At 69.6% G+C, this 23310-nt stretch carries 21 protein-coding genes; 12 read left to right on the top strand and 9 right to left on the bottom strand.

The features are described 5' to 3' along the window. The first annotated feature begins 13 nt into the window (after positions 1-13). Together DMH01_RS37925 and DMH01_RS37920 are read left to right on the top strand one after the other, a co-directional pair. Positions 14-889: an A/G-specific adenine glycosylase gene (locus DMH01_RS37925; protein ID WP_125683559.1), complete on the top strand. Its 876-nt coding sequence runs from the start codon at positions 14-16 to the stop codon at positions 887-889. An 88-nt stretch (positions 890-977) separates the two neighbouring features. Next, positions 978-1940, top strand: a complete 963-nt coding sequence (locus DMH01_RS37920) for an N-acetylmuramoyl-L-alanine amidase (protein WP_125683557.1) — start codon at positions 978-980, stop codon at positions 1938-1940. On the opposite strand, the gene DMH01_RS37915 is transcribed toward DMH01_RS37920, so the two are convergent. Further along, positions 1885-3039, bottom strand: coding sequence for an MFS transporter (locus DMH01_RS37915; protein ID WP_125683555.1), 1155 nt, complete (start codon positions 3037-3039; stop codon positions 1885-1887). The two genes, DMH01_RS37920 and DMH01_RS37915, sit on opposite strands and share 56 nt — an antisense overlap. A 167-nt stretch (positions 3040-3206) precedes the next feature. On the opposite strand from DMH01_RS37915, the gene DMH01_RS37910 reads away from it, so the two are divergent. Next, positions 3207-4649 (top strand): M1 family metallopeptidase, encoded by a 1443-nt coding sequence (locus DMH01_RS37910; protein WP_125683553.1) that lies wholly within the window; start codon positions 3207-3209, stop codon positions 4647-4649. Positions 4650-4909: 260 nt separating this feature from the next. On the opposite strand, the gene DMH01_RS37905 is transcribed toward DMH01_RS37910, so the two are convergent. From DMH01_RS37905 to DMH01_RS37895, 3 genes are read right to left on the bottom strand one after another with little or no spacing between them, the layout of a single operon-like run. Continuing rightward, positions 4910-5884 carry a LysR family transcriptional regulator gene (locus DMH01_RS37905; protein WP_125683551.1) on the bottom strand — a complete coding sequence of 325 codons (975 nt, stop codon included), beginning with the start codon at positions 5882-5884 and terminating at the stop codon, positions 4910-4912. Then, positions 5881-7194, bottom strand: coding sequence for a cytosine permease (locus tag DMH01_RS37900; RefSeq protein WP_125683549.1), 1314 nt, complete (start codon positions 7192-7194; stop codon positions 5881-5883). Before DMH01_RS37900 ends, DMH01_RS37905 begins: the two co-directional genes overlap by 4 nt. Before the next feature lie 2 nt (positions 7195-7196). Continuing rightward, on the bottom strand, positions 7197-7883 hold the full coding sequence (locus tag DMH01_RS37895; RefSeq protein WP_125683547.1) for a tRNA-dependent cyclodipeptide synthase: 687 nt from the start codon (positions 7881-7883) through the stop codon (positions 7197-7199). Positions 7884-8042: 159 nt separating this feature from the next. On the opposite strand from DMH01_RS37895, the gene DMH01_RS37890 reads away from it, so the two are divergent. From DMH01_RS37890 to DMH01_RS37880, 3 genes are all read left to right on the top strand, one after another. Then, positions 8043-8996: a LysR family transcriptional regulator gene (locus DMH01_RS37890; protein ID WP_125683545.1), complete on the top strand. Its 954-nt coding sequence runs from the start codon at positions 8043-8045 to the stop codon at positions 8994-8996. A gap of 92 nt (positions 8997-9088) precedes the next feature. Beyond that, a complete protein-coding gene (locus DMH01_RS37885; RefSeq protein ID WP_125683543.1) occupies positions 9089-9439 on the top strand; it encodes a rhodanese-like domain-containing protein in 351 nt (116 codons plus the stop codon). A gap of 12 nt (positions 9440-9451) precedes the next feature. Beyond that, positions 9452-9886, top strand: a complete 435-nt coding sequence (locus tag DMH01_RS37880; protein WP_034310116.1) for a co-chaperone YbbN — start codon at positions 9452-9454, stop codon at positions 9884-9886. Here DMH01_RS37880 and DMH01_RS37875 read toward each other — a convergent pair. Continuing rightward, positions 9868-10665 carry an alpha/beta fold hydrolase gene (locus DMH01_RS37875; RefSeq protein ID WP_199745778.1) on the bottom strand — a complete coding sequence of 266 codons (798 nt, stop codon included), beginning with the start codon at positions 10663-10665 and terminating at the stop codon, positions 9868-9870. The genes DMH01_RS37880 and DMH01_RS37875 overlap by 19 nt on opposite strands. Here DMH01_RS37875 and DMH01_RS37870 point away from each other — a divergent pair. Continuing rightward, complete coding sequence (locus DMH01_RS37870) at positions 10664-12106, top strand: M1 family metallopeptidase (RefSeq protein WP_233621840.1); 1443 nt, start codon at positions 10664-10666, stop codon at positions 12104-12106. The two genes, DMH01_RS37875 and DMH01_RS37870, sit on opposite strands and share 2 nt — an antisense overlap. Positions 12107-12333: 227 nt before the next feature. On the opposite strand, the gene DMH01_RS37865 is transcribed toward DMH01_RS37870, so the two are convergent. Further along, on the bottom strand, positions 12334-13545 hold the full coding sequence (locus DMH01_RS37865) for an FAD-dependent monooxygenase (RefSeq protein ID WP_125683541.1): 1212 nt from the start codon (positions 13543-13545) through the stop codon (positions 12334-12336). Between the two features lie 40 nt (positions 13546-13585). On the opposite strand from DMH01_RS37865, the gene DMH01_RS37860 reads away from it, so the two are divergent. Both DMH01_RS37860 and DMH01_RS37855 read left to right on the top strand, forming a co-directional pair. After that, positions 13586-13894 carry an antibiotic biosynthesis monooxygenase gene (locus tag DMH01_RS37860; RefSeq protein ID WP_016337748.1) on the top strand — a complete coding sequence of 103 codons (309 nt, stop codon included), beginning with the start codon at positions 13586-13588 and terminating at the stop codon, positions 13892-13894. Continuing rightward, positions 13887-14699: a Sir2 family NAD-dependent protein deacetylase gene (locus DMH01_RS37855; RefSeq protein WP_125683539.1), complete on the top strand. Its 813-nt coding sequence runs from the start codon at positions 13887-13889 to the stop codon at positions 14697-14699. The genes DMH01_RS37860 and DMH01_RS37855 overlap by 8 nt, the downstream gene beginning before the upstream one ends. Here the strand turns inward: DMH01_RS37855 and DMH01_RS37850 are convergent. Then, complete coding sequence (locus DMH01_RS37850) at positions 14692-15528, bottom strand: hypothetical protein (RefSeq protein ID WP_125683537.1); 837 nt, start codon at positions 15526-15528, stop codon at positions 14692-14694. The genes DMH01_RS37855 and DMH01_RS37850 overlap by 8 nt on opposite strands. Before the next feature lie 25 nt (positions 15529-15553). Next, the gene (locus DMH01_RS37845; protein ID WP_125683535.1) at positions 15554-16567 is read right to left on the bottom strand and encodes an endonuclease/exonuclease/phosphatase family protein; all 1014 of its coding nucleotides are present in this window, start codon (positions 16565-16567) and stop codon (positions 15554-15556) included. Positions 16568-16703: 136 nt separating this feature from the next. Between DMH01_RS37845 and DMH01_RS37840 the strand changes: the two genes are divergently transcribed. After that, positions 16704-17681, top strand: a complete 978-nt coding sequence (locus DMH01_RS37840; RefSeq protein WP_125683533.1) for an ATP-binding cassette domain-containing protein — start codon at positions 16704-16706, stop codon at positions 17679-17681. Next, positions 17678-18478 carry an ABC transporter permease gene (locus DMH01_RS37835; RefSeq protein ID WP_125683531.1) on the top strand — a complete coding sequence of 267 codons (801 nt, stop codon included), beginning with the start codon at positions 17678-17680 and terminating at the stop codon, positions 18476-18478. Before DMH01_RS37840 ends, DMH01_RS37835 begins: the two co-directional genes overlap by 4 nt. A 62-nt stretch (positions 18479-18540) precedes the next feature. On the opposite strand, the gene DMH01_RS37830 is transcribed toward DMH01_RS37835, so the two are convergent. Then, positions 18541-21726, bottom strand: coding sequence for a BTAD domain-containing putative transcriptional regulator (locus DMH01_RS37830; RefSeq protein WP_125683529.1), 3186 nt, complete (start codon positions 21724-21726; stop codon positions 18541-18543). A 149-nt stretch (positions 21727-21875) separates the two neighbouring features. On the opposite strand from DMH01_RS37830, the gene DMH01_RS37825 reads away from it, so the two are divergent. Beyond that, entirely contained in the window at positions 21876-23291 is a 1416-nt protein-coding gene (locus DMH01_RS37825) for a M1 family metallopeptidase (protein ID WP_125683526.1), read from the top strand. Positions 23292-23310: the final 19 nt, after the last annotated feature.

Below are 23310 nucleotides of genomic sequence, written 5' to 3'. Positions count from 1 at the left end.
TTAAGCTGGCTCGGTGGGCGTCGACGCGGATGTGCTGACCGAGTGGTTCGACGAAGTGGGGCGCGACCTCCCTTGGCGTGAGCCGGAATGCACCGCCTGGGGTGTGCTCGTCAGCGAGATCATGTTGCAGCAGACCCCGGTCGCGCGGGTCCAGCCGATCTGGCTCGACTGGATGGCACGCTGGCCGGTGCCGTCGGCGCTGGCGGCGTCGTCGCAGGGCGAGGTCGTGCGCGCCTGGGGCAAACTCGGCTACCCGCGGCGCGCGTTGCGGCTGCACGCCGCGGCGGCCGTCATCGCCGCCGAACACGGCGACGTCGTTCCGTCCGATGTGGACACTCTGCTCGCGTTGCCCGGCATCGGCGCGTACACCGCGCGCGCCGTCGCCGCCTTCGCCTACGGCAAGCGGGCCCCGGTGGTGGACACGAACGTCCGGCGCGTGGTGGCCAGGGCGGTGCACGGCGCCGGCGACGCCGGTCCGCCGTCGAACACCCGCGACATGGCCGACGTCGAGGCGCTGCTGCCGCCGGACGACGCGCCCGCCGCGAAACTCTCGGCCGCGTTGATGGAACTCGGCGCGCTCGTCTGCACCGCGCGTTCGCCGCGCTGCGCGGACTGCCCGATTTACGACGACTGCGCGTGGCAGCACGCGGGAAGGCCCGCGTACGCCGGGCCCGCTAAGCAGGTCCAGAAGTTCGCCGGCACCGACCGCCAGGTGCGCGGGCTGCTGCTCGACGTCCTGCGCGGCAGCGAAGGCCCGGTCGAGAAGGCACGGCTCGATCTGGTCTGGCACGAATCCGGGCAGCGCGACCGCTGTCTCGACTCCCTGCTGGTGGACGGCCTGCTCGAACAGACCCGGGACGGCCTGTTCGCCCTCCCTGGCGAACACTAACGCATTACGACAAAAGTTGGTCAATGGTTGTCATCGGCGCGATGGCGGGTTAGTTTTCCGGCCAACGCGCATGATGGGAGTTTCGCCCGTGGCCGACTTCGACCGACGTACCGCGCTCAAGGGCGGCCTGACGGTAAGCGCCGTCGGGCTACTGGGGACAGCGACCATTTCCGCCGCCGACGCGGCGTCCGGGGTTACAGAACCGAAGATCTACGGAACGGCCGCGTGGAGCGCGCGGCCGCCGAACGGCGCGATCGAGGTGCAGAACCACAAGCCGACGTACATCGTCGTGCACCACACGGTCGAGCCGGGGAACGTCACCGACTACACCCTCGAACACGCCTTCTGGGCGTCGCGCTCCATCCAGAATTTCCATATGGACACCCGGGGCTGGGTCGACACCGGCCAGCAGTTCACGAACAGCCGCGGCGGGCACATCACCGAAGGGCGGCACCGCAGCCTGGAGATCCTGCGCGGCGGGACCCAGCACGTGCTGGGCGCGAACGTGGGCAACAACAACAGCACCTGCATCGGGATCGAGAACGAAGGCCTCTACAGCAAAGAGGACGTCACGCCGGCGCTCTGGGACTCGCTGGTGAAGCTGGTCGCGTACATCGCTTCGCAGTACGGGATCTCCCCGGAATTCATCAAGGGACATCGGGACTTCAACTCGACCGAATGCCCGGGAACCGTGTTGTACGACCGGCTTCCCGAGCTGCGCACCGAGGTCGGCAAGCTGCTGGGATCCTCTTCGCCGAAGGTGGATCTGCCGGAGTGGCCGCTGCTCAAACCCGGCGACAGCGGGCCACGGGTGCGGATGGCACAGGAACTGCTGCGGGCACGCGGTTTCGCCGTGCCCACCGACGGCCTGTTCGGACAGTCCACAAAGGACGCAGTGGCCGCGGTGGCCGCACGGCACGGGCTGGAGCGCGACACCTGCGGCGCGACCGCGGCGACCGACGAGACCGGCTTCCTCGGCTCCGACGTCTGGCCGCTCATCGTCGGGTCGGGCACCGATCTCCGGGCGCTGAAAGCACGACTCGCCGGCTGAACAGCAGCGGCGACAGGACGATCAAGGCGGCGCACCAAGGGAGCAGGCCCGTTCCCAGCGGCAGCAGCAGTCCGCCGATGAGCGCGCCCCCGGCGACGGCGCCGTTCCAGGCCGCGATCGTGAGCGACTGGGCGGCGTCGGCCGTGGGGCCCGCGAGCAAGGCGGTGACGGCCTGGAAAGCGGTCGGCGCGCCGCCGAACCCCAGGCCCCACAGGCCGGCGGCCGCCAGCACCAGACCGTGGACACCGTCGCTGACCCCCAGCAGGACGATGGCGGCGGCGGTCACGGCGGTGCAGGACAGCAATACCGCGCGCGGACGGCTGTCGAGGGCGGAGCCGACCGCGGCCATCCCGCCCACCGCGGCGCAGCCGAACACCAGCAACGCCGCCCCCAGCAACGTTTCCGCGTCCAGACCGGCGAGCACCGGCCCGACGTAGGTGTAGGCCACGTTGTGCCCCAACGAGAACAGGGCCACCGTCGCGAGCAAGGGTCGCATCCCCGGCAGCCGTGACGCGGCCAGCGGCCGGGTGGGGCCGGCCGGATCCGCGGGCACGGCGGGCACCGCGACCAGCACCCAGACCAGCAACGGCACGGTGATCAGCGCCATCGCGGCGAACGCCCAGCGCCAGTCGGCGAGTTCGCCGAGCGCGGTACCGGCGGGCACGCCCAGCGCGAAGCCGATCGGCGTGCCGGACATGGCCACCGCCAGCGCCCGGCCGGTGAGCCCCGGCGGGGCGAGACGCATCGCGTAACCGGCCACGAGCGACCACATCACCCCGGTCAGCGCCCCGGAAACGACCCGCGCGGCCAGGATCAGCGGGTACGACGAGGCCACGGCGATCACCAGGTTGGTGACCAGGAAGCCGGCGATCAGCGCCAGCAGCAGGCGTTTGCGCGGTACCCGGAGGGTGGCGCCGGTGAGCGGGACGGCGGTCAGCGCGGTGGTGATCGCGTAGACCGTCACCAGCTGCCCGGTGGCCGACGGGGAAACGCCCAGATCCTCGGACATGCCCAGCAGCAGCCCGGCGGGCAGCACTTCGGTGAGGCAGCCGAGGAAGACCGTCGTCGTCAGCGCGAGCAGCGCCGGTAGGGGCAGCATGCCTCGACGATCTCCTCCCTCTCGCGGCAGGCGATAGTCCCTGGCGGGTATGCCGAGGGGTTATCGGCCGGGATAACCCGGCGGCATGACCGGCTGGCAGTGCCGCGCGCGGCGCGCACGTACGCACGATGGCCGGACATCCTCCCCTTGAGAGAGAAGGCTCGTTCATGACCGTGCGGCTTCGGTGGCAGGAGCCACTGTGCACCGCGTTGCTGGCCACCACGATGATCGGCGCCTGCCCGGCTTCCGCGGCGGCCCAGCCGGCACCCGGCAGCGACGGATACGTGCACGTCTCGCCCGACGGGACCGTCCTCGGACCCGATCCTTACTACCCGAAGGACGGCAACGGCGGTTACGACGTCGGCAAGTACTCACTCGCGCTGCGGTACGCGCCGTACTCGATGCTGTTGAGCGGCAGGGCGACGATCACCGCGACGGCGACCCAGGACCTGAGCCGGTTCGACCTCGACCTGCGCGGGCTCACCGTCCGGTCGGTCACCGTCGACGGGGTGGCCGCCACGTTCCGACGGGCGGACGAGCACGAGCTGGTGATCACCCCGCGGACCCCGGTGGCCGACGGCAGGACGTTCACCGTGGTGGTCGATTACGACGGCCGCCCGGAACCGATCCCCACCGCACGGGGCCGCGTCGGCTGGCTCGCCGCTTACGGTGATTCGGCCGTGGCCACCGGGCAGCCGCGTTCGGCGATGACCTGGTTCCCCGTCAACGGCACCGAAGCCGACAAGGCGGCACTGCAGGTCTCCGTCACCGTCCAGGACGAATTCTCCGTACTGGGCAACGGTTCCCAGGTCTCCGACGTGCCCGCGGGCCCGGGACGCCACACCGTCACCTGGTCGGAGGAGACCGCCCTCGCGCCGAGTACGGCGATGCTCGGCATCGGACGCTGGGAGGTCGAGCGGATCGCTCTTCCCGGTGGCCGGACGGCGGTCAACGCCTACCACCCGTGCGCCGTGGACAAGCGGCAGATCGGCGGGCGGCTGCCCGAGGTCCTGGAATTCCTCACCGGGAAGTTCGGCGACTACCCGCAATCGGCGGCGGGCGGGCTGTTCCTCGACCGCTCCCTCGGCTACACGCACGGCGCGCAGACCCGGCCGGTGTACGGCCGCGCCGCCACCATCGCCGATCTGGTGTACGCCGTCGCGTACCAATGGTGGGGAGCCGGGGTGAGCGGCAAGATGTGGCGCGACGCGCTGCTGCCCGAGTCCGTCGCGCGGTACGCCGTCTGGCTGTGGGACGAGAGCAAGAACGGTGCCGACCTGGACCGTCGCTACCGGAAGCTGGTGGCCGAGGTGCGTGACGACCCGGCGTTCTGGGCGCCCCAGCTCACCGATCCTGGCAAGGGCGCCGAATTCGCGCCGACGGCCAAGGCGGTGCTGATGGTGCACGCGCTGCGCCGTCACATCGGCGACGACGCGTTCTTCCAGATCATGGCGGGCTTCCCGATGATCAACCCGCAGGGAAACCAGAACTGGCACGACTTCGAGCTTTACGTCTCCGCGATGACCCAACGCGACCTCGGCGAGTTCAATGAGGCCTGGCTGGACGGCACGGTGCGGCCGCCGGACGAACTCCTCTTTCCCGGGACGTAGCTCCGCCGGGTTCTGGAGGTGTCGCGAAAGCCACTTTCGGGACGTCTGATGTCTCGAAAGTGGCTTTCGCGACATGGTCGCCAGGGCGGTTCCGGGACCGGCCGCGGCCGACGTTGCGAAAGCCACTTTCGCAACCCTCCGGCGGGGCACGTCGCCCAGCAGGACCCCGCAGTACATGAAGGCCCCCTTCCTTGCGCCTGGCGCAAGGAAGGGGGCCTTCATGTACTCGGGTGAGCGAGGAAGCACCGGTACCGAGTCGGTCAGGAGTCTCGGTCCAGGTACTCGGCGTAGACGGGCGCGGTCCTCGCCTCGGCCCAGTACGCTTCGACCACTGCGGAGAGCAGTTCCTCCCGCCGCCCCGCCACGAACGTCTCCCGGTTCCAAGCGAGAATGTGCCTGCGCGGCAACACATCCCCGCGCAGGGGCCGGGGCACGATGCCGTGGTTCCGCGGATCGCAGATCGGTTGCGACAGCCCGATCGCGCCCGCCTTGACCACCAGCAGCGCCACCTGCTGCGAAGTCACCTGATGGGTGAACGACGGGCTGAAGCCGTGCCGCGCGCAGGTGTCGGCGAAGTACTTGGTGAACGTGGCCGCCGACGAATCGGACACCATCACCCACGATTCGTCCCGCAGGTCGCGCAGGTCGACGACCTTCTCGCGCGCCAGCGGATGGAACTCCGGCAACAGGACGAAGGTCGGCTCGGTCACCACCACCGCGGTGTCCACGTTCGCGGGGATTTCGAGTTCGTATCCCGGATAGTCCTTGACCAGCCCCAATTCCGCGCGCCGCTGGGCCAGCAGAGGCAGCAGCCGTTCGGGGTGGTCGTCGTGCACGACCTGCACTTCGGAGACCTCGGGCCACAATCCGGTCACCAGTGAGGGCAGATACGCCACCAGCGCGCTGGCCACCGCCACCACCCGGACCACGTCGGGCGGGCCGCTGGGGCAGACGCGCTGCTCGATGTCTTCGAGCAGTTTGTCCAGCTGTGGCAGCAAAGCGGCGGTGCGGCGCAAGAGCAGTTCGCCCATCGGCGTCGGGGTCACGCCGCCCTCGCACCGGTCGAACAACCGGTAGCCCAGCATGTTCTCCAGCCGTTTGAGTTGCGCGGAAACCGCGGGCTGGGTGACACCGAGGGCGATCGCGGCCCGGGAAAGGCTTCCCGTGTCCGCGATCGCCCTGATCACCCTCAGGTGGTGGACATCCAGCTGTACGACGTCGAACTCCTTTGTCACGAACGGGTTTTCGACCCGCCGGAAGAAGTCATGGCCGTGGAGGACACCGCGGCCGCGGTCCGTCTGCCGAGCAGAATATACAGGAGAAAAGCGCCCAAAACGGAGTTCACGGTGGGGATTCCCCACGGCAGCCAGGCCCCCACCGCCGCCCCGGCCACCCAGCAGATCAGCGCGGAAGGCACCCAGGACGGGCAGGTGGACGGCAGCTCCCCGGACGCGCGGGTGGCGTCCAGCTCCGGTTTCCACCGCCGGACCACGTAGTACTCGGCGATCACCACGCCGGCCACCGGTGGGGTGAGCACGCCGACCCACGTCAGGAAAGTGGTGAAGTGGTCGAGAATGCCGATCGCGGAGAGCACCGTGCCGAGACCGCCGAGCAGCAGGGTCGCGGTGGTGCGGTCCAGCCGCCGGGACAGCAGCACCTGCACGGTGTTCACCAGCCCGAGCGAGGACGAATAGAGGTTCCAGTCGTTGATCTTCAGGATCGCGGTGACCAGGATCAGCGTGCCGAGCACACCGGACGACGAGGTGATGATCCCGACCACGTCGGCGCTTTTCGCCGCGTGCGCGAGCAGGACGCCGATCAGGCCGATGAGGTACTGGCCGAGGGTGACGCTGACCAGGGTCTGCTTCACCACGTCGGACGCGGTCCGGTTGAACCGGGTCATGTCCGGCGTCATGATCGCGCCCATGATGAACGCGCCGGCCACCAGCGTGGTGCCCTGCGCCAGCGACATCGACGGTCCCGGCGGCGGCTCGGCCATCAGCGCCGGCAGGGAATGGTCGCCGAGCGCCGAGATGATCGAAAACCCTGCCAGCGCGAGGAAAGCGGGCACCGTCAGATACGCCGTCCAGGCCATCGCGTGGAAGCCGAACACGACGATCGCGGTGACCAGCGCGCCGCCCGCGAGCGCCCACACCCACACCGGCGGGCCGCCCATCAAGGCGTGGAGGCCGTGGGCGAACACGTCGTTCTGCACCCCGAACCAGCCTGCCAGGCTCAACGTCATCAGGAGCCCGACGAGCGAGGACCCGCCGGTGCCGAATCCGGTCCAGCGCGCGAGCACCGACGTCGAAAGCCCCTCGCGGGTGCCGGCGATGCCCATCAGGATGGTGATGATCTCCAGCAGCACCGAACCGATCGTGATGGCCAGCACCGCTTCCCAGAACGTCATGCCGAAGCCGAGCACCGCGCCGAGCAGGAACTGGTGGAACGAGGACACCTGCCCGAACCGCTGCAACGCGACGGAAATCCAGGAATAACGGCGGTCGGCGGGCACCCGGCGGAGGGAGAAGTCGTCGTGTTCCACGGTCACTCCACTCGTTCCGGGACGGCTTGTTCGAGGACGACGAAACCTTGGCCGGGCAGGGGCCGCCACGACAGTTCGCCGCGGTAGAGCCGTTCGAGGAAGGCGACCCGCTGGTGATAGGCGAACACGGAGCTTTCGACCCCGGCCACGGCGACGGTGCCGACGAACATCGGCAACTCGGCGAGGAAGTACCGGACCGCGCTGCGCAACTGGTCGCGCGTGGGATGTTCGCCCTCGGGCAGCCGCCGGTCCAGCACCCAGCCCGTGGCGCCGAGGCACTGCTCGGCGAACTCCGGATCGGTGGCGAACCGTTGGTGCGCCTCGGAAAGCAGGGCGAGGTACGCGCTGTCGGCTTCGAGCGCCGCGGAATCCAGGATCAAGGCGTGCGGATCCGGCACGCAAATCTGCTCCAGCGCGCGGACGATCTTGTTCCGCGTGTAATTGCCCTGCCGCTGCGCCTTCTGCGCGGCGCGGACCGGGTCGTAACCGAGCGCTTCGAGGGTGAACGCGGACGGGCCGTCGGGGACGAAGAAATGAAAACCGTGAAAGGCCGACATGGCCCAGCGGGCGAGATCGGCGATACGGTCGACCGTGAAATGACTGTTGAACGGGCTGACACCCAGGCAAACGTGCTCGGCTCGCGCCAGCGGATCAGCGCAATGCTCCGTGAGCGGCAGTGGTCGCGGCAAGACGGCTCCTGATTCGCGTGATATGCGGGGCGTCGACCGAACGTAGCCACGGCCGGATGGTGCGGGTATTGCCATCGAATGTTGTCACCGGGTTATGAGAAATCGGCTGTCTCGACTTTCGGGGGTGCCGGGCGCGAACGGGTCGCGGTATACGAAGTCATGGAGATTCAGGTTCGGCATCTTCGCGTGATCTGTGAGATAGCCGCCTCCGGCAGCCTCAACCGTGCCGCGGCCGGACTGGGGCTCGGCCAGCCCGCGCTCAGCCACCAGCTGCGCCGGATCGAGCGGATGGTCGGCGGCCCGCTGTTCCACCGTGACCAGCACGGGGTGCGGCCCACCGAACTCGGCGCCCTGATCCTGCGGCGGGCGCGGGCGATCGTGCTCACCTTCGACGAACTGGAGCACGACTTCCACCGGCAGGAGCCCGAGACGGGCGAATCGCTCAGGATCGGCTGGAACGACAGCGCCATCACGGGTTCGCTGCTCGGCGGACTGCGCGACCTGCGCCCGGGCGAGCCGTTCCGCACGCGCGCGGACACCTCGCGCACGCGGCTGCTCGCGCAGGTCGCGAATCGCGGCATCGACCTCGCGCTGATCATGATCTGCGGCCGGCGCGGCCTCCCGGTGCCGCCGGAAGTGCGGACCATGACCCTGGTGGAGGAGCCGTCGTTCGTGGCGATCCCCGCGGAACACCCGCTCGCCGGTGAAGAGGAGATCGAGCTCGCCGAGCTGGCCGGGGAGGACTGGATCGTGACGAGTGGGGGCGACGGCTGCCGGGTGGTGTTCCGCGAAATGTGTCTCGCGCACGGTTTCGACCCCCGGATCACCCACGACGCCGACATCGACACCACACGGGAGGATCTGGTCAGCGGCGGATACGGCGTCGGGCTGATCCAGCCGACCCGGCCGTCGGCGGACGGGCTGGCCATCCGGCCGCTCGTGGGCGCGCCGATGTGCGTGCGGCATGTGCTGGCCTGGCGGGAGGACGGCCGGTGCGCGCCCGGCGTCCCGGAGCTCGCCGCTTCGGCGAGGGCCGGATATTGGCGGCTCGCCGGGCGGACGGCGCCGTACCGGGCCTGGTTGCACCGCCACGGCAGGTTGGCCGCCGGATAACCCTTCGGCATGCCGAGGCGGCACTAGAGCGTGTCCCGCGAGGCGCCCGACGATGGGAATCGTCAATCACGGTCGCCGAAAGAAGGGGCACCATGCTGCCGTTGATCACCCGTACGGAACTGCTCTCCCGGATGGAGTCCGGATCGGTGGTCGTGGTGGACACGATGCCGATCGCCTATTTCGAGAAGGACCATCTTCCGGAAGCGCGCAACATTCCGGGTTTCCCGTACGAACGGGCGGCCGAATTCACCGACCGCCTGGCACCGGTGGTGCTTCCGGACAAGGCCGCCGAGATCGTCGTCTATTGCGCGAACACGCCGTGCCGCAACAGTGAATTCGTCGGGCGGCGGCTGCTGGAGCTCGGGTACACGAACGTCCGCAAATACCGCGAAGGCATCGAAGACTGGGTCGCGAACGGGTTGCCGACCTGGTCTTCGTCCTGAAAGGAGATCGTCTTGTCCAAGTGCAAACGGTTCGTCTGCGTGCTGGCCGGTGTGCTGGCGCTCATCACCGGCTTCGGCAACGGCGTGGCTTCGGCCGCGCCGGCGGCCGAGAACGTGATGACGGTGACTTCGGCCAACTACGCCGAGGTCATGAACATCTCGCGGCAGAAACTGGTCATCATGGACTTCGGCGCCACCTGGTGCCCGCCGTGCCGCCAGATGAAGCCCGTGATCGAACGGCTCGCCGGTGAGTACGGCGGCCGGTTCCTGCTGGGCGAGGTCGACGTCGACCAGAGCCGGGACCTGTCCACGCGTTACAACATCCGCTACCTCCCGACGCTGGTCGGTGTCCGCAACGCCGCCGAGCTGCCGTCCTCGCGGAACATCGGCTACCCGGGCGAAGCGCGGCTGCGCGCCTGGATCGACGCTCAGCTCGCGAAGGGCTGACCGAGCACGTCGGAGAGAAACGCTTCGACCGCACCGAGGTAGGTCTCCGGTGCTTCGTCGTGCACCACGTGCCCGGCGCCTTGGACGACGATATGCCGTCCGAGGCCGCCGGGCACGCGTGCGGCCAGCTCGGCCTGCTGGCCGTGCGGCATCGCGGTCCGTTCGCCTTCGATCGCGAGCAGCGGGCATTTCACGCGTTCGACGAACTCCCAGAAGTCGCGCCTGCCCCATTCGGCCGCGATCTCGTACAGGTCCGGCAGGGACGCGATCAGGTGATAGCCGTCTTCGCGTTCCTCGACGCATTCGATGAAGTAGTCGCCGGTGTCGCCGAAGAACTCGCGAACGTGGGCCAGTGAACGGAACGGGACCGGCCACGATTCGAAGTACCCTCGCCAGGTGTCCACGGTCCGGCCGCGCTGGTCCGGCGCGAAGTCCTCGCAGACCACGGCGCGGACGAGCTCGGGATGGGTGGCCGCGGTGACCCAGGCGTGCAGGCCGCCCATCGAATGTCCGATCAGGACCGCGGGTTCGTCGAAGGTCCGCAGCACCGCGGCGACGTCGTCGGCGAACCGCTCGGTGCGCCAGGGCCCGCCGCGCGGTCCGCGTCCGTGACCGCGCGCGTCGAGGCCGTGGACACGCCCGTACGGCTCGAGCCTTCGCGCGACCCGCCACCACGTCGTCGCCCTGCCCATCAGCCCGTGCAGAAGGACGATCGGCGGCCCGTCGCCGCCGAAAGTGATCAACCCGTCGCGCTGGATCACCACTAAGCTCCCCTCCATGCGCAGCCGTGTCCCCGCCGCCGGTCTGGTACTGGGGGCCGTCTGCGCCCTGATTATCGGCTGCACCGCCGATCCGCCTCCGGCCACGCCCCCACCGCCGCCGCCGATGAACCCGGTTCCTGGTGCTTCCGGCGCGGGCGATCCGTATTACCCGATGGACGGGAACGGCGGCTACGACGCGACCGAATACCAGGTGGGGATCACGTACGACCCCGCGAAAGGGCGGCTCGACGGCGACACCACGGTGATCGCGAACGCGACCCAGGACCTCGATCGGTACAACCTGGACTTACGCGGCTTGACCGTGCAATCCGTCGAAGTGGACGGGAAACCGGCGAAGTTCGCGCGCGAGGGCGAATTCGAACTGGTGGTGACGCCCGCCGAGCCGATCCGGAACGGGACCGCCTTCCGCACGAAGGTCGTCTACGGTGGCGACCCGTCGGCGACGCCCAAGGCGGGCGGCAGCGAGAACGGCTGGCAGAAATCGAAGGACGGCGGCGCGTTCATCGTCGGCGAGCCGCATTCGGCGTCGTTCTGGTATCCCGTCAACGAGACCCCGCGCGACAAGGCGATGTTCACCCTCACCGCGCGGGTGCCGGACGGCTGGACCGTCATCTCGAACGGGCGCGAGATCCAGAAGACCGCGACCAACGGCTGGACCACGACGTCCTGGCAGGAGCGCACACCTGTGGCGTCCTATCTGACCACCGTGGCGATCGACAAGTTCACCGTCGACCGGATGGCGCTGCCGGACGGGACGCCGGTGGTCAACGCGTACGCGCCGGGCGCCGAGGACCGGCGCGACACCGGCAGGCGGCTGCCGGAGATCATCGGTTTCCTGAGCTCGAAGTTCGGGCCGTACCCGGTGGACGCGGCGGGCGGCATCTATCTCGACGAGGACATCCATTTCTCGCTGGAGACCCAGACCAGGCCGACCTACGCGAAATGGGCCGACCTGATCACCGTGGTGCACGAAACCGCGCACCAGTGGTTCGGCGATTCGGTGACGCTGAAATCGTGGTCCGACATCTGCCTCAACGAATGCCTCGCGTCGTACGCGCAATGGCTGTGGCAGGAGTCGCGGGACCACGAGAACCTGGACGACCGCTACCGCGCCGCCCTCGAGATCATGCGGGGCAGCCAGGATTTCTGGACGTCGAAGCTGGTCGACATGGGGGTCGGGCAGGAATTCCACGGCGTCTACGACAAGGGGATCCTGGCCGTCCACGCGCTGCGGCGGAAGATCGGCGAAGTCGCGTTCACGCGCCTGCTGAAGGAATGGCCGGCCGCGTACCGCAACGCCAACGCCTCCTGGGCGGATTTCGAGGCGTTCACGATCAAGCTTTCGGAGCAGAACCTGCGGCCGTTCTTCGACGCCTGGTTCCACGGCACGACGATCCCGCCGGACGCCGAACTCCTACCAGGCACCCTGCGAGGCTGAAAACCCCCCGCGTTTAGTCCTCTAAATGCGGTCTCCTTCGCGCGCTTGGGCATGTCGTCACCTGAATGCGGTCGTCCCCCACGCCACCCGACGCGAGCGCGTTGCGAAAGCCACTTTCGCAACGCTCAAGGTTGCGAAAGTGGCTTTCGCAACACGCGGCCCGGCTGACCGGACCGCGGTGTGCGTCGGCCGAGGTGGGGCGTGCACCCACCCCCGCATTTAGTCCTCTAAATGCGGGGGTAGTCCGGCAGGTCGATGCCGTTCACCACGTCCCGCATCTTCCGCGAGGCCAGCGCGGCGAACGGCTTGAGCCGCATCACCCGCATCAGCACGTAGCGCATCCGCAACGCCGTCCGCGACTTCACGAAGATCGACTCCGCGTTCTCCCGCCCCATCTCCTGCGTCTTCTCGACGAACTCGCGCATGACCGCCTCGTAGCGTTTGAGCCCGGTGTCGAGACCGGCGGCGAGTTCCCCGGCGAGGACGTACGCGCCGACGAACGCCAGGCTCGTGCCCTGGCCGGAAAGCGGCGAGGGGCAGAAGGCGGCGTCACCCAGCAGCCCGACGCGGCCGCGCGACCAGGACTCCATGATCACCTGCGCGCACGAATCGAAGTAGAAGTCGGGAGCCTCGTCCATCCGGTCCAGCAGCCAGGGCGACTCCCACTCCATCCCGGCCGCGAACTCGCGCACCAGCGCCTTCTGCGCCTCGACGTCGCGATAGTCGTAGTCCACCTTCTCCGACGCGAACCCGAAGTAGGCCATCGCCTCGTCGCCGTCGCGGACGGCGCGGATCCCGGCGGACCGGCCGACGTCGTCGTAGCCGACGGCCCAGTTCCGCAGGCCCAGCCGGTTCGGCACGGTGAAGAACGCCAGGTACGAGCCCAGATGCCGGACGAACCGGGACTCCTCGCCGAAGGCCAGCGCCCGCACTCCCGAATGCAGCCCGTCCGCCCCGATGACCATGTCGTACGTCCGCCGGGCACCACCGGCGAAGGTGACGTCGACGCCGTCGGCCCGCTCGTCCAGCGCGGTGATCCGGTCGCCGAAGAGGTACTCCGTCGTCTCCTTGGTCGCCTCGTAGAGCACTTCGGTCAGGTCGCCGCGCAGGATCTCGATCTCGGCGACGACGCCGTCACCGCCGAAGTCGTCGGCCCGGATCGTGGCCTTCGTGCGGTTCTTCCGGTCGACGAGCGTCTCGCCCTTCGTATCCGTGCAGGCGGCGCGGATGCGTTCGTCCAGGCCCATCCGGCGCGCGACCTCTTTGGCTGTTCCGCGCAGGTCGACGGCCTGGCCGCCGGGGCGCAGCGAAGGCGCGCGCTCCACGACGGTCACCTGGAAGCCGTACCGGGCGAGCCAGAAGGCCAGCGCCGGCCCGGCGACGCTCGCCCCGGAGATGAGGATCTTGGTGTCTGCCACTCTTGGGAAGGTCCCACGCATCACATCGCGGCGCAAAAGAGTTTCGTCGTAGGCTGGCGGCATGGCTGTCGTGAAGATCAACGCGATCGAGGTCCCCGAAGGCGCAGGCCCCGAGCTGGAGAAGCGGTTCGCCGCGCGGCTGCACGCCGTCGACAATCAGCCCGGTTTCCTCGGCTTCGAGCTGCTCCGCCCGGTCTCCGGCGAGTCGCGCTACTTCGTCTACACCAAGTGGGAGTCCGAAGAGGCGTACCAGGCGTGGGCCTCCGGTCCGGCGCGTGAGGCGCACGCGGGCGAGCGCGCGAAGCCGGTTTCCACCGGCGCGAACCTGCTGGAATTCGAGGTCGTCCAGGCTTCGAAGCCGGGTGAGTGAGCTCGAACGAGCCGCGGAACTGATCGACGGCGCCGGCGCGCTGCTCGTCTGCGCCGGTGCCGGGATGGGTGTCGACTCCGGCCTGCCCGATTTCCGGGGCGACGAAGGTTTCTGGAAGGCGTATCCGCCGTACGAGCGGCTGGGCATCAGCTTCGTCGAGCTCGCCGACCCGCGGCATTTCGCCGAAGACCCCGAGCTGGCCTGGGGTTTCTACGGGCACCGGCTCGCACTGTACCGCGCCACCGTCCCGCACGACGGGTTCCGGCTCCTGCGGTCATGGGGAGCGCGCAAACCGGGCGGCACCCGCGCGTTCACGTCCAATGTGGACGGACAGTTCCAGAAGGCGGGTTACTCCCACATCGCCGAGGCGCACGGGTCCATCCACCATCTGCAGTGCCTCGACAGGTGCACCAAGGAGATCTGGCCCGCGGACGACGTCGCGGTCCCGCTCGACGAAGACAGCATGCGCGCGCTCGAACCGCTGCCGTCCTGTCCGCGCTGTGGCGGCCTCGCCCGGCCCAACATCCTGATGTTCGGCGACTACGACTGGCTCGGCCAGCGCAGCCAGGCCCAGCTCGACGACCTGAACGCGTGGCGCCGCGCGCATCGCGACCTCGTGGTGGTGGAACTCGGCGCCGGTCAGGCCGTGCCGACGGTGCGGCGGTACTCGGAGCTGGCCAGCGCCGCGACCGGCGCGCTGGTCCGGATCAACCCGCGCGAGCCGCAGGTCCGGCACGGCCGCGGCGTTTCGCTGGCGAGCAACGGCCTCGAAACGCTCGAAGCGCTGGACGCCCTGCTCAGCTAGGGCGGATCCACAGGTCGCGGTCGCCTTTCAGCATCACCCGCCCGTCGTCGAGGGTCGCCGCGGCGATGAGCCGATCCGCCGGACAGCCCAGCTCACCCCGCGGCCAGCCGCCCTCCGCGACCCACACCACCAGGCACGACCGGTTCGAGGTCTGGGCCTGGTTCCACTCCACGCGGTCGCCGAACAACACCGCTTCGCCCGCCTTGTCGACAGTCCCGCCGAGGACCCGGCCATCCCCGAGGGAAACGGTCTCCCAGACGCCGGGCTCGCCGGTCACGACCAGCGCCCCGGCCGCGGAACCCCCGGCCAGCAGCCATTTCCCGCCTGTCCGGAGCACCGTGGAGAACCAGAGGTCGCTTCCCCGCACATGAACCGGTGACACCGTCCAGGTCGCGCCCGCGTCGCCGGAGGCCCACACCCGTACGTCGCCGCCGAGGGCACCGGCCACGAGCACCCGATCACCGTCGGCCGCGATCGCCGTCGGCGCCCAATGTCCCGGCCTGTCCTGCGGCAGCAGGATCTCCCGCACGCTGCGGCCTTCGTCCCCGGTCACCCACGCGATCGGTTCCGACCGGCTTTCACCGGCGGACTCCCTGAAGCCGACGCCGATCACGTTTCCGCCCGCGCGGGCCAGCGCGACCCCGGTCCGGCCGGGCCCCGGCCGGAACAGCCGCTGGATTTCGGTGACCGGGTCCTGGAGGCCGAGGGACCGTGCCTCACCGGGCCGGGCCGCGAAGCCCAGCGCGCTCTTCGCCTCCGACGGCGGCAACTGCCCCGGGACGCACGCCGCGACCAGCGAAAGCGCGAGCACTCCCCAGAGCTTCTTCATGAGCGGGAAGCCTGCCAGCGGAAGGTCACTTTCCGGGCAGCACGATTTCCGCGTAGACGGCGTCGTGATCGCTGCCCGGCGTCTCCAGCACCTTGAAGTCCGCGATGGCCGTCCGTTTGTCCGCCAGCACGTGGTCGATCGGCACCGGCGGCACCAGCCCGTTCGTCCAGGTCCCCTCCAACGCCTTCCCCAGCTGATCGGCCGCGTCCACGTATCCCCTGGTCAGCAGCTCACGGAAGAGCGCATGGTCCAAGCCGGCGTTGAAGTCGCCCGCCAGGATCCGGATGTCGTGCTCCGCGTCGGCGTACGGCAGGTCCTTGGCCTCGTCGACCCACGCGTGCCGGTCCCACATCGGCGCCGCCGGATGGACGGCGACGACCTCGATCCGGACGCCGTCGCCGAGGTCCACGCTCGCGCTGGGCTGCTTGTAGTCCGAATTGCCGCTCAGCTTCAGCGGCGTGAGCGGATACCTCGACACCAGCCCGGAGCCCGACGCCCACTCGGCCGGATGCAGCACGTGGTAGGGCAGGACCTGGAACAACCCGGCCCGCTCGAGCCCGGTGATCGCCTCGGGCGTCATCTCGGTCAGGCTCAGGACGTCGACCCGGTGCTCCTTCACGTAGCCGACGATCCGGTCCGGATCGGCCTGCCCGCCGAGCATGTTCGACGCCAGCACGCGCACGTGTTTCCCGTCGAGCGCCTTCTGCTCGTTCGCGAACGCGCGGGGAAGGACCAGAGCCGCGATCGTGCCGGTCAGCACCAGCGCGACCACCCCGGTCCACCAGCGGCGGAGCCCCAGCGCGAGGACGCCGAGGAGCAGCGTCGCGATCCCGGCGTACGGCGTGAGCGCGAGCGCCGCGATCGTGTACGTGTTGCCGTCGTAGCCCACCAGCCGCATCGCCGTCAGCACCGCGAACGGCACGACCGCCGCGACGAGCAGCCCGCCGGCCAGCTTCCGCCCGGCACCCCGCCGCACGCGTTCTTCGATCACCATGCCGTCGAGTATGCCGATCAAGAACGTGGTGGCGGCCGTCTCCACAAGACCTCCACAACCTCCTCACACCGCGTCTACCAGCGCTTATCGGCTCCTGTCAGCCGCTGCCAGCCCGCTGTGCGCGGTCTGCCAGGCCGGGAGTGCACCTTTGTCGGCGGGGCGAGATCCACAGGAGGAAACGATGACTCACGCGATCAGGGCCGAGGGCCTGGTCAAGCACTATGGGGAGACGAAGGCGCTCGACGGGGTCGATCTGGAGGTCCCGGCGGGCAAGGTGGTCGGGGTGCTGGGGCCGAACGGCGCGGGGAAGACGACCGCCGTCCGGATCCTGGCCACCTTGATCCGGCCGGACCGCGGCCACGCGAGCGTCTTCGGGTACGACGTCGTCAAGAACCCGATGGCGGTCCGGAGCATGATCGGGCTGACCGGGCAGTACGCGTCGGTCGACGAGGACCTTTCCGGTACAGAGAACCTCGTCCTGATCGGCAGGCTCCTGGAGTTCTCGAGGGCGGACGCGAAGAAGCGCGCGGCCGACCTGCTGGAGCGGTTCGAGCTGACCGGCGCCGCCGGTCGCGCGATCAAGACCTACTCGGGCGGCATGCGGCGGCGGCTCGACCTCGCCGCGAGCCTGGTCGGCCGTCCGAAGGTGCTCTACCTGGACGAGCCGACCACCGGGCTCGACCCGCACGCCCGCAACGAGGTCTGGGCCGTGGTCCGGACGCTGGTCGCCGACGGCACGACGGTGCTGCTCACCACGCAGTACCTGGAGGAGGCCGACCAGCTGGCCGACACGATCACCGTGTTCGATCACGGGCACGTCGTGGCGAACGGGCGCGCCGACGAGCTCAAGCGGCGGACCGGCGGCCAGACGCTGCAGGTCCGGCCGTCCGCGCTCGCCGACCTCGACGCCGTCGAGCGCATCCTGGCCGGGCTCACCGGCGCCCGGCCGAACCGGGACGACGACACCGGGCTGCTCACCGCGCCCGTCGCCGACCCGGTCCTGCTGTCCACCTTGGTCCGCAAGCTGGACGAGGCCGGTATCACCGCGGACGAGCTGGCGCTGCGGCTGCCCAGCCTCGACGAGGTGTTCCTCGCGCTGACCGGCAAGAAGACCGACGAGTCCACAAAGGACACGACTCCGGAAGGGAGCCTGGTATGACGACCATCGCGATGCCCGCACCACCACGGCGCGTTTCACCGTCCAGCAGCGTGCGGCACGGGCTTTCCCTTGCCTGGCGCGGTGTCCTGAAGATCCGCAAGAACCCGGAACAGCTGGCCGACGTCACGCTCGCGCCGATCATCTTCCTGGTCATGTTCGTCTACCTGTTCGGTGGCGCGATCATGGGCAGCACCGAGGGCTACCTCCAGATGATCGTGCCCGGCATCATGGTGTTCAACATCCTGCAGGCCAGCATGACCGTCGGCGTCCAGCTGAACACCGACGTCACCAAGGGCGTGTTCGACCGGTTCCGCGCCATGCCGATCGCGCGGTCCGCACCGCTCATCGGCGCCGTACTGGCCGACATCGTGCGGTACCTGGTGTGCCTGGTCGTGCTGATGGTCGTCGCGACGATCATGGGCTACCGGATCCAGACCGGACCGGCCGAGTTCGCGCTGGCGATCGTGCTCGTCATCGCGTTCGCGCTGGCGTTCTGCTGGGCTTCGGTGTTCGTCGGGATGCTGGTGAAGAGCCCGGGCGCGGTGCAGGGCCTGATGTTCGTGGTGCTGATGCCGCTGACCTTCGGCAGCAACGTGTTCGTGCAGACCAACACCATGCCCGGCTGGCTGAAGGCGTGGGCCGACATCAGCCCGGTGACGCAGATGTCCGACGTCCTGCGCGGGCTGATGAACGGCGGGCCGGTCGCCGGTCCGCTGACCGGGGCGCTGATCTGGATGGCGGCCGCGGTCGCGGTCTTCTTCCCGCTCGCCACGTGGGCTTACCGGAAGCGCGTCTGACGGGGGTCAGGGGGAACGCGCGTGAAGGGCTCCTTGCCTCTGCCGAGGTGAGGAGCCCTTCTTCATGTGCCCGCTTCCTGACGGATCCAGGCCACCAGGTCCGGACGCGACAGGCCGGCGTCCTGGACGAGGAGCTCTTCGTAACGCTCCTCGCCGAAATGCTCGCGAAGATCGTCGGCGAGCTGCCGGATACCGGGTTCTCCGAGGTCCAGCCTGCCGCGCAGCAGTTTCGCCGCGCCGAGCAGCCGGACAGCCGCCTCCGGCCGCCCCTGCCGGAACCGGATCAGGCCGCAAACCTCGACGATCCGGCCGAGATCGGGCATGTCGCCGCGTTCCGCGGTGGACTTCACGACCACCGCGGCACCGCGCTCGGCCCCGTCCAGATCCCCGGCGGCCAGCGCGATCTCCGTGTCGATGTACCCGCCGTACTCGTCGCCGAACATGCCCGGCATCGGCACCGTCGCCATCAGCTCCCGGAACCGGACGCCGACCGCGCGCGCCTCGTCGACGCGTCCGGCGCGGCAGAGCAGATCGGCCTTGCCCACCAGCACCATCACCGCGAGCTGGTCGTTGCCCGTGTCGATCGCGTAGCGCTCCGCGTCGCGCATCTCGCGCATCGCCGTCTCGACGTCACCGGCCCGCGCGTACTCCGTCGCGAGCCGCCAGCGCTGCTGGATCACGTCGTCCTGCGACCCCAGTTCGAGCGCGAGGGCGAGCCCCCGCCGGTACAGCGCGAGCGCGGCGTCGTGATCGCCCGACATCGAGATGTCGCTCGCCTTCATGCCCACGGCCATCGCGGTGCCCCAGCGGTCGCCCACGGCCGTGAACCCCTCGTAGGCCTGGTCCCGCGCCCTGTCGGCGCCCTCGGGGTCGCCGTCGTCGGCGAGGATGAAGCTGTATGCCCACGAACCCGCGGACCTGGCCCACGGATCCGGGCTCGCCAGCGCCCGCTCGACCTCGCGATGCGCGAGTTCCTTGTTCTGGCTGAAGAAGGCCAGCATGGGCAGGCCGATCGCCAGCCCGGCGAACCGGGTGTGCGCGTTGGTCCGCACGCATTCGTCGATGAGTTCCCGCACGGCTTCGCGGTCACCGGCGCCCGGCACCATCGAGGTGATCTCACCCATCGCCCGGAACGCGGCGGCGAAGTCCTCCTCCAGCCGGTCACCGAAACCGAGCACTTCGGCGACGAAGGACTCGACCCGGTCGCTGTCGCCCTTGACCAGCCAGTACCAGAAGGTGTTGCCGAACAGGCGCGTCGCCATTTCCGCGTCACCCGCGTCGATGGCCTGGCGAAGCGCCGTCACGATGTTGCCGTGCTCCGCGTCGTACCGTGAGATGGCGACGAGCTGATCCGCCGTCCGCAGCATCGGCTCCAGCCGTTCGGCGAGTTCGGCGTAGTAGCGGTGATAAGCCTTGGTGAGCTGTTCTCGCTCTTGGGCTTCGTCGAGCCGTTCCGCCGCGTACGCCCGGATGGTCTCCAGCATGCGGTATCGCGGCTCGCCGTGGTCACCGGCCATCGCGTCCACAATGGACTTTTCGACGAGCGAGCCCAGGACGTACAGGGCGTCTTCGGCGGGCAGGCCGTCACCGGCGCAGACGCTTTCGACCGCCTCCACCTCGGCACCCGCCCCGAAGACCGAAAGCCGCCTGGCGAGCACGCGTTCGGCGTCGTCGAGCAGGTCCCAGCTCCACTCGACGACGGCCCGCAGCGTGCGCTGCCTCGGCAACGCGGTCCGGCTGCCGGACGTCAGCAGGCGGAACCGGTCGTCGAGGCGCCGCGAGATCTGCGCGACGGTCATCGACCGCAGCCTCGCGGCGGCCAATTCCAGCGCCAGCGGCATCCCGTCCAGCCTGCGGCAGATCTGCGCGACGTCGTCCACAGTGGACTCGTCGAGCACGAAGTCCGGGCGGACGGCCACCGCCCGGTCGACGAACAGCCGGATCGCGCCCGCCTCGGCGGCTTGGGAAACGGTCGGCGTGCCTTCCGGGACGGACAGCGGACCGAGCGGGCACAGCGTCTCGCCGTCGATGGCCAGCGCCTCACGGCTCGTCGCGAGGACGCGCAGCGTCGGCACGCGGCGCAGCAGGGTGTTCGCCAGCTCCGCGGCCGCGTCGACCAGATGCTCGCAGTTGTCCAGCACCAGCACCGATTCACCGGCGCCGAGCGTCTCCACCGCCCTGGCCAGCGCGTCCACCGGGCGGCGCATCGGATCCCCACCGTGCGAAAGACCGAGATCCCACAGCTCCAGCGCGGCGAAGACCGCGCCGGGCAGGTCACCCGGGTCGCGGACGCCGGCGAGCGGCACGAACCAGACACGTCCGCGCGCGTGCGCCGGATGCCGCGTCGCGACCTCGGTGGCCAGCCGCGTCTTCCCGGCGCCGCCGGGCCCGACGAGCGTCACCAGCCGCGCGCCCGCGAGAAGTTCGGCGATCAGCTTCAGCTCGTCGTCACGGCCGACGAAACTGGTGAGCCGGACCGGGAGATGATCGGCGGCCGCGGGCGGCGGGCCGAGTTCACCGCGCAACGCGGCGAGATGGATCTCCCGGAGTTCGGCCGACGGGTCGACGCCGAGCTGATCGGCCAGCGCCGCCCGGACCTCCTCGTAGACGGCGAGGGCGTCGGACTGCCGGTCCGCCGCGCACAGCGCCCGGATCCACAGCCCCGCGAGTCGTTCACGCAGCGGGTGCCGCGTGGCCGCCTCCTTGAGATCCGCGAGCACCCGGTCGTGCCCGCCCAGCCGGATCTCCGCCTCGAAACGGTCTTCGGCGGCTTCCAGGCGCAGATCCTCCAGCCGGGTCGCCGGCGCCTGCGCGAAAGGGGCGTCGAGCACGTCGGACAGGGCCTGACCACGCCAGAGGCCGAGCGCTTCGGCGAGAATCGTGGCCGCACCGGCGTCCCGTCCGGCCGCCAGTTCCGCGCGCCCCTCGGCCGCCAGCCGTTCGAAGCGGACCACGTCGACGTCCTCGCGGGCGATGTCGAGGCGGTAACCGCCCGGCCCGGAGTCGAGGGCGACGTCTTCGGCACGCAGGACCTTGCGCAACCGCGAGACCAGGGACTGCAGCGCGTTCGCCGCGTCGGCGGGTGGCTCCGCGCCCCAAAGCCCGTCGATGAGGGCCGCCGCCGGGACGGCATGGCCGGGGTCCAGCGCGAGCCTGGCCAGGAGCATGCGGAGACGGGCACCGCCGATGTCGACCGGGGTGCCGTCACCGGCCTCCGCTCCGACCGGGCCCAGCAGCGTCACACGCACGACCCCCAGCTTTCCAGAAGCCGCAAACGGATACCGACCAGGCGACGGAAGTGGGGATTATCCGGGCACGAAGGATCTTTCCGGGCGGACGGCCCAGGTCACGGCGCTACGTTCGTGATCGAGTCACAGCCGATCGACTGGGAGTGTGAATGAGGTACCGGAGTACGGCCGTCATCGCCGCCGTTCTGGCCGCGAGTGTCCTCGGCGGCGGGACCGCCCTCGCCGGCACCGGGAAACCCGGCGCCGACGGGGCGGGCGACAGCTACTACCCGCAGGACGGCAACGGCGGCTACGACGTCGCCGACTACGACCTGAAAATCGGCTACGAGCCCGCCACCAAGCAGCTCACCGGCCTCCAGACGATCACCGGCCGCGCCACCCAGGCGCTGAGTTCGTTCAACCTCGACCTGCACGGGCTGACCGTCGACTCGGTCAAGGTCGGCGGGCGGAAGGCGACCTTCACCCGGACCGGCGACCACGAACTCGTCATCACCCCGGCGCGTCCGCTGCGGAACCACGAGCGGTTCACCGCCGAGATCGCCTACCACGGTGTCCCGCAGCCGATCGAGGATCCGGCGTTGGGTGAGAACGGCTGGCAGTACGCGAAATCCGGCGGTGCGTTCGTCGCGGGCGAGCCGAGGTCCGCGACCACCTGGTACCCGGTCAACGACACCCCGCGGGACAAGGCGACCTTCCACCTCGCCGTCACCGTGCCGTCGGAATGGGGCGTCATCTCGAACGGCCGCGAGCGCGGGAAGTTCGCTTCGGGGAAGAACACCACCTACGTCTGGGCCGAAGAGACCCCGGCCGTGCCGTACATGACGACGGTCGCGATCGACAAATGGGAGTTCGAGCGGACGAAGCTGTCCGACGGCACCCCGGTCGTCAACGCCTACGCCCCGGGCACCCCCGCGGCGACCAAGCAGGCCGAGGCGCGGCTGCCGGAGATCATCGACTTCCTGGCGTCGAAGTTCGGACGCTACCCGGTGGACGCGGCGGGCGGCATCTTCCTCGCCGAGCCGATCGGGTTCTCGCTGGAGACGCTGAGCAGGCCGATCTACTCGGGCGCGGCGGGCAACGTCCCGACGATCGTGCACGAGAACGCCCACCAGTGGTGGGGCGACTCGGTCGCCGTCGACAAGTGGAAGGACGTCTGCCTCAACGAATGCTTCGCCTCGTACGCGGAATGGCTGTGGTCCGAGGCGAAGTCGGGGCAGGACCTCAAGGCGCGTTACCTGACCGCCGTGCAGAAGGCGACGGACCGTTTCTGGGCCGGGAAGCTGTACGACATGGGGCCCGGCAACGAGTTCACCTACGTGTACTCGAAGGGCCCGGTGGCGCTGCACGCGCTGAAGAACTACATCGGCGCGGCGCCGTTCGACCGCATCCTGAAGACGTGGCCCGCCCTCCACCGCGACGGCAACGCGAGCCTGCCGGAATTCCAGAAATTCGCCGAACGCGTCGCGCACAAGAACCTCCAGGGTTTCTTCGACGCGTGGTTCTACGGCAACACCAAACCGGCGCCCGAGTTCCTCTACCCGGGGGACCTCAAGCCGGCCGCCTGACCGGCGTCACACGTTAGGG

It is taken from the genome of Amycolatopsis sp. WAC 04182, from assembly GCF_003947465.1.
Taxonomy (GTDB): Bacteria; Actinomycetota; Actinomycetes; order Mycobacteriales; family Pseudonocardiaceae; genus Amycolatopsis.
The sequence above is the reverse complement of the archived record's forward strand: the minus strand, read 5'-3'. Positions and strand labels throughout refer to the sequence as shown.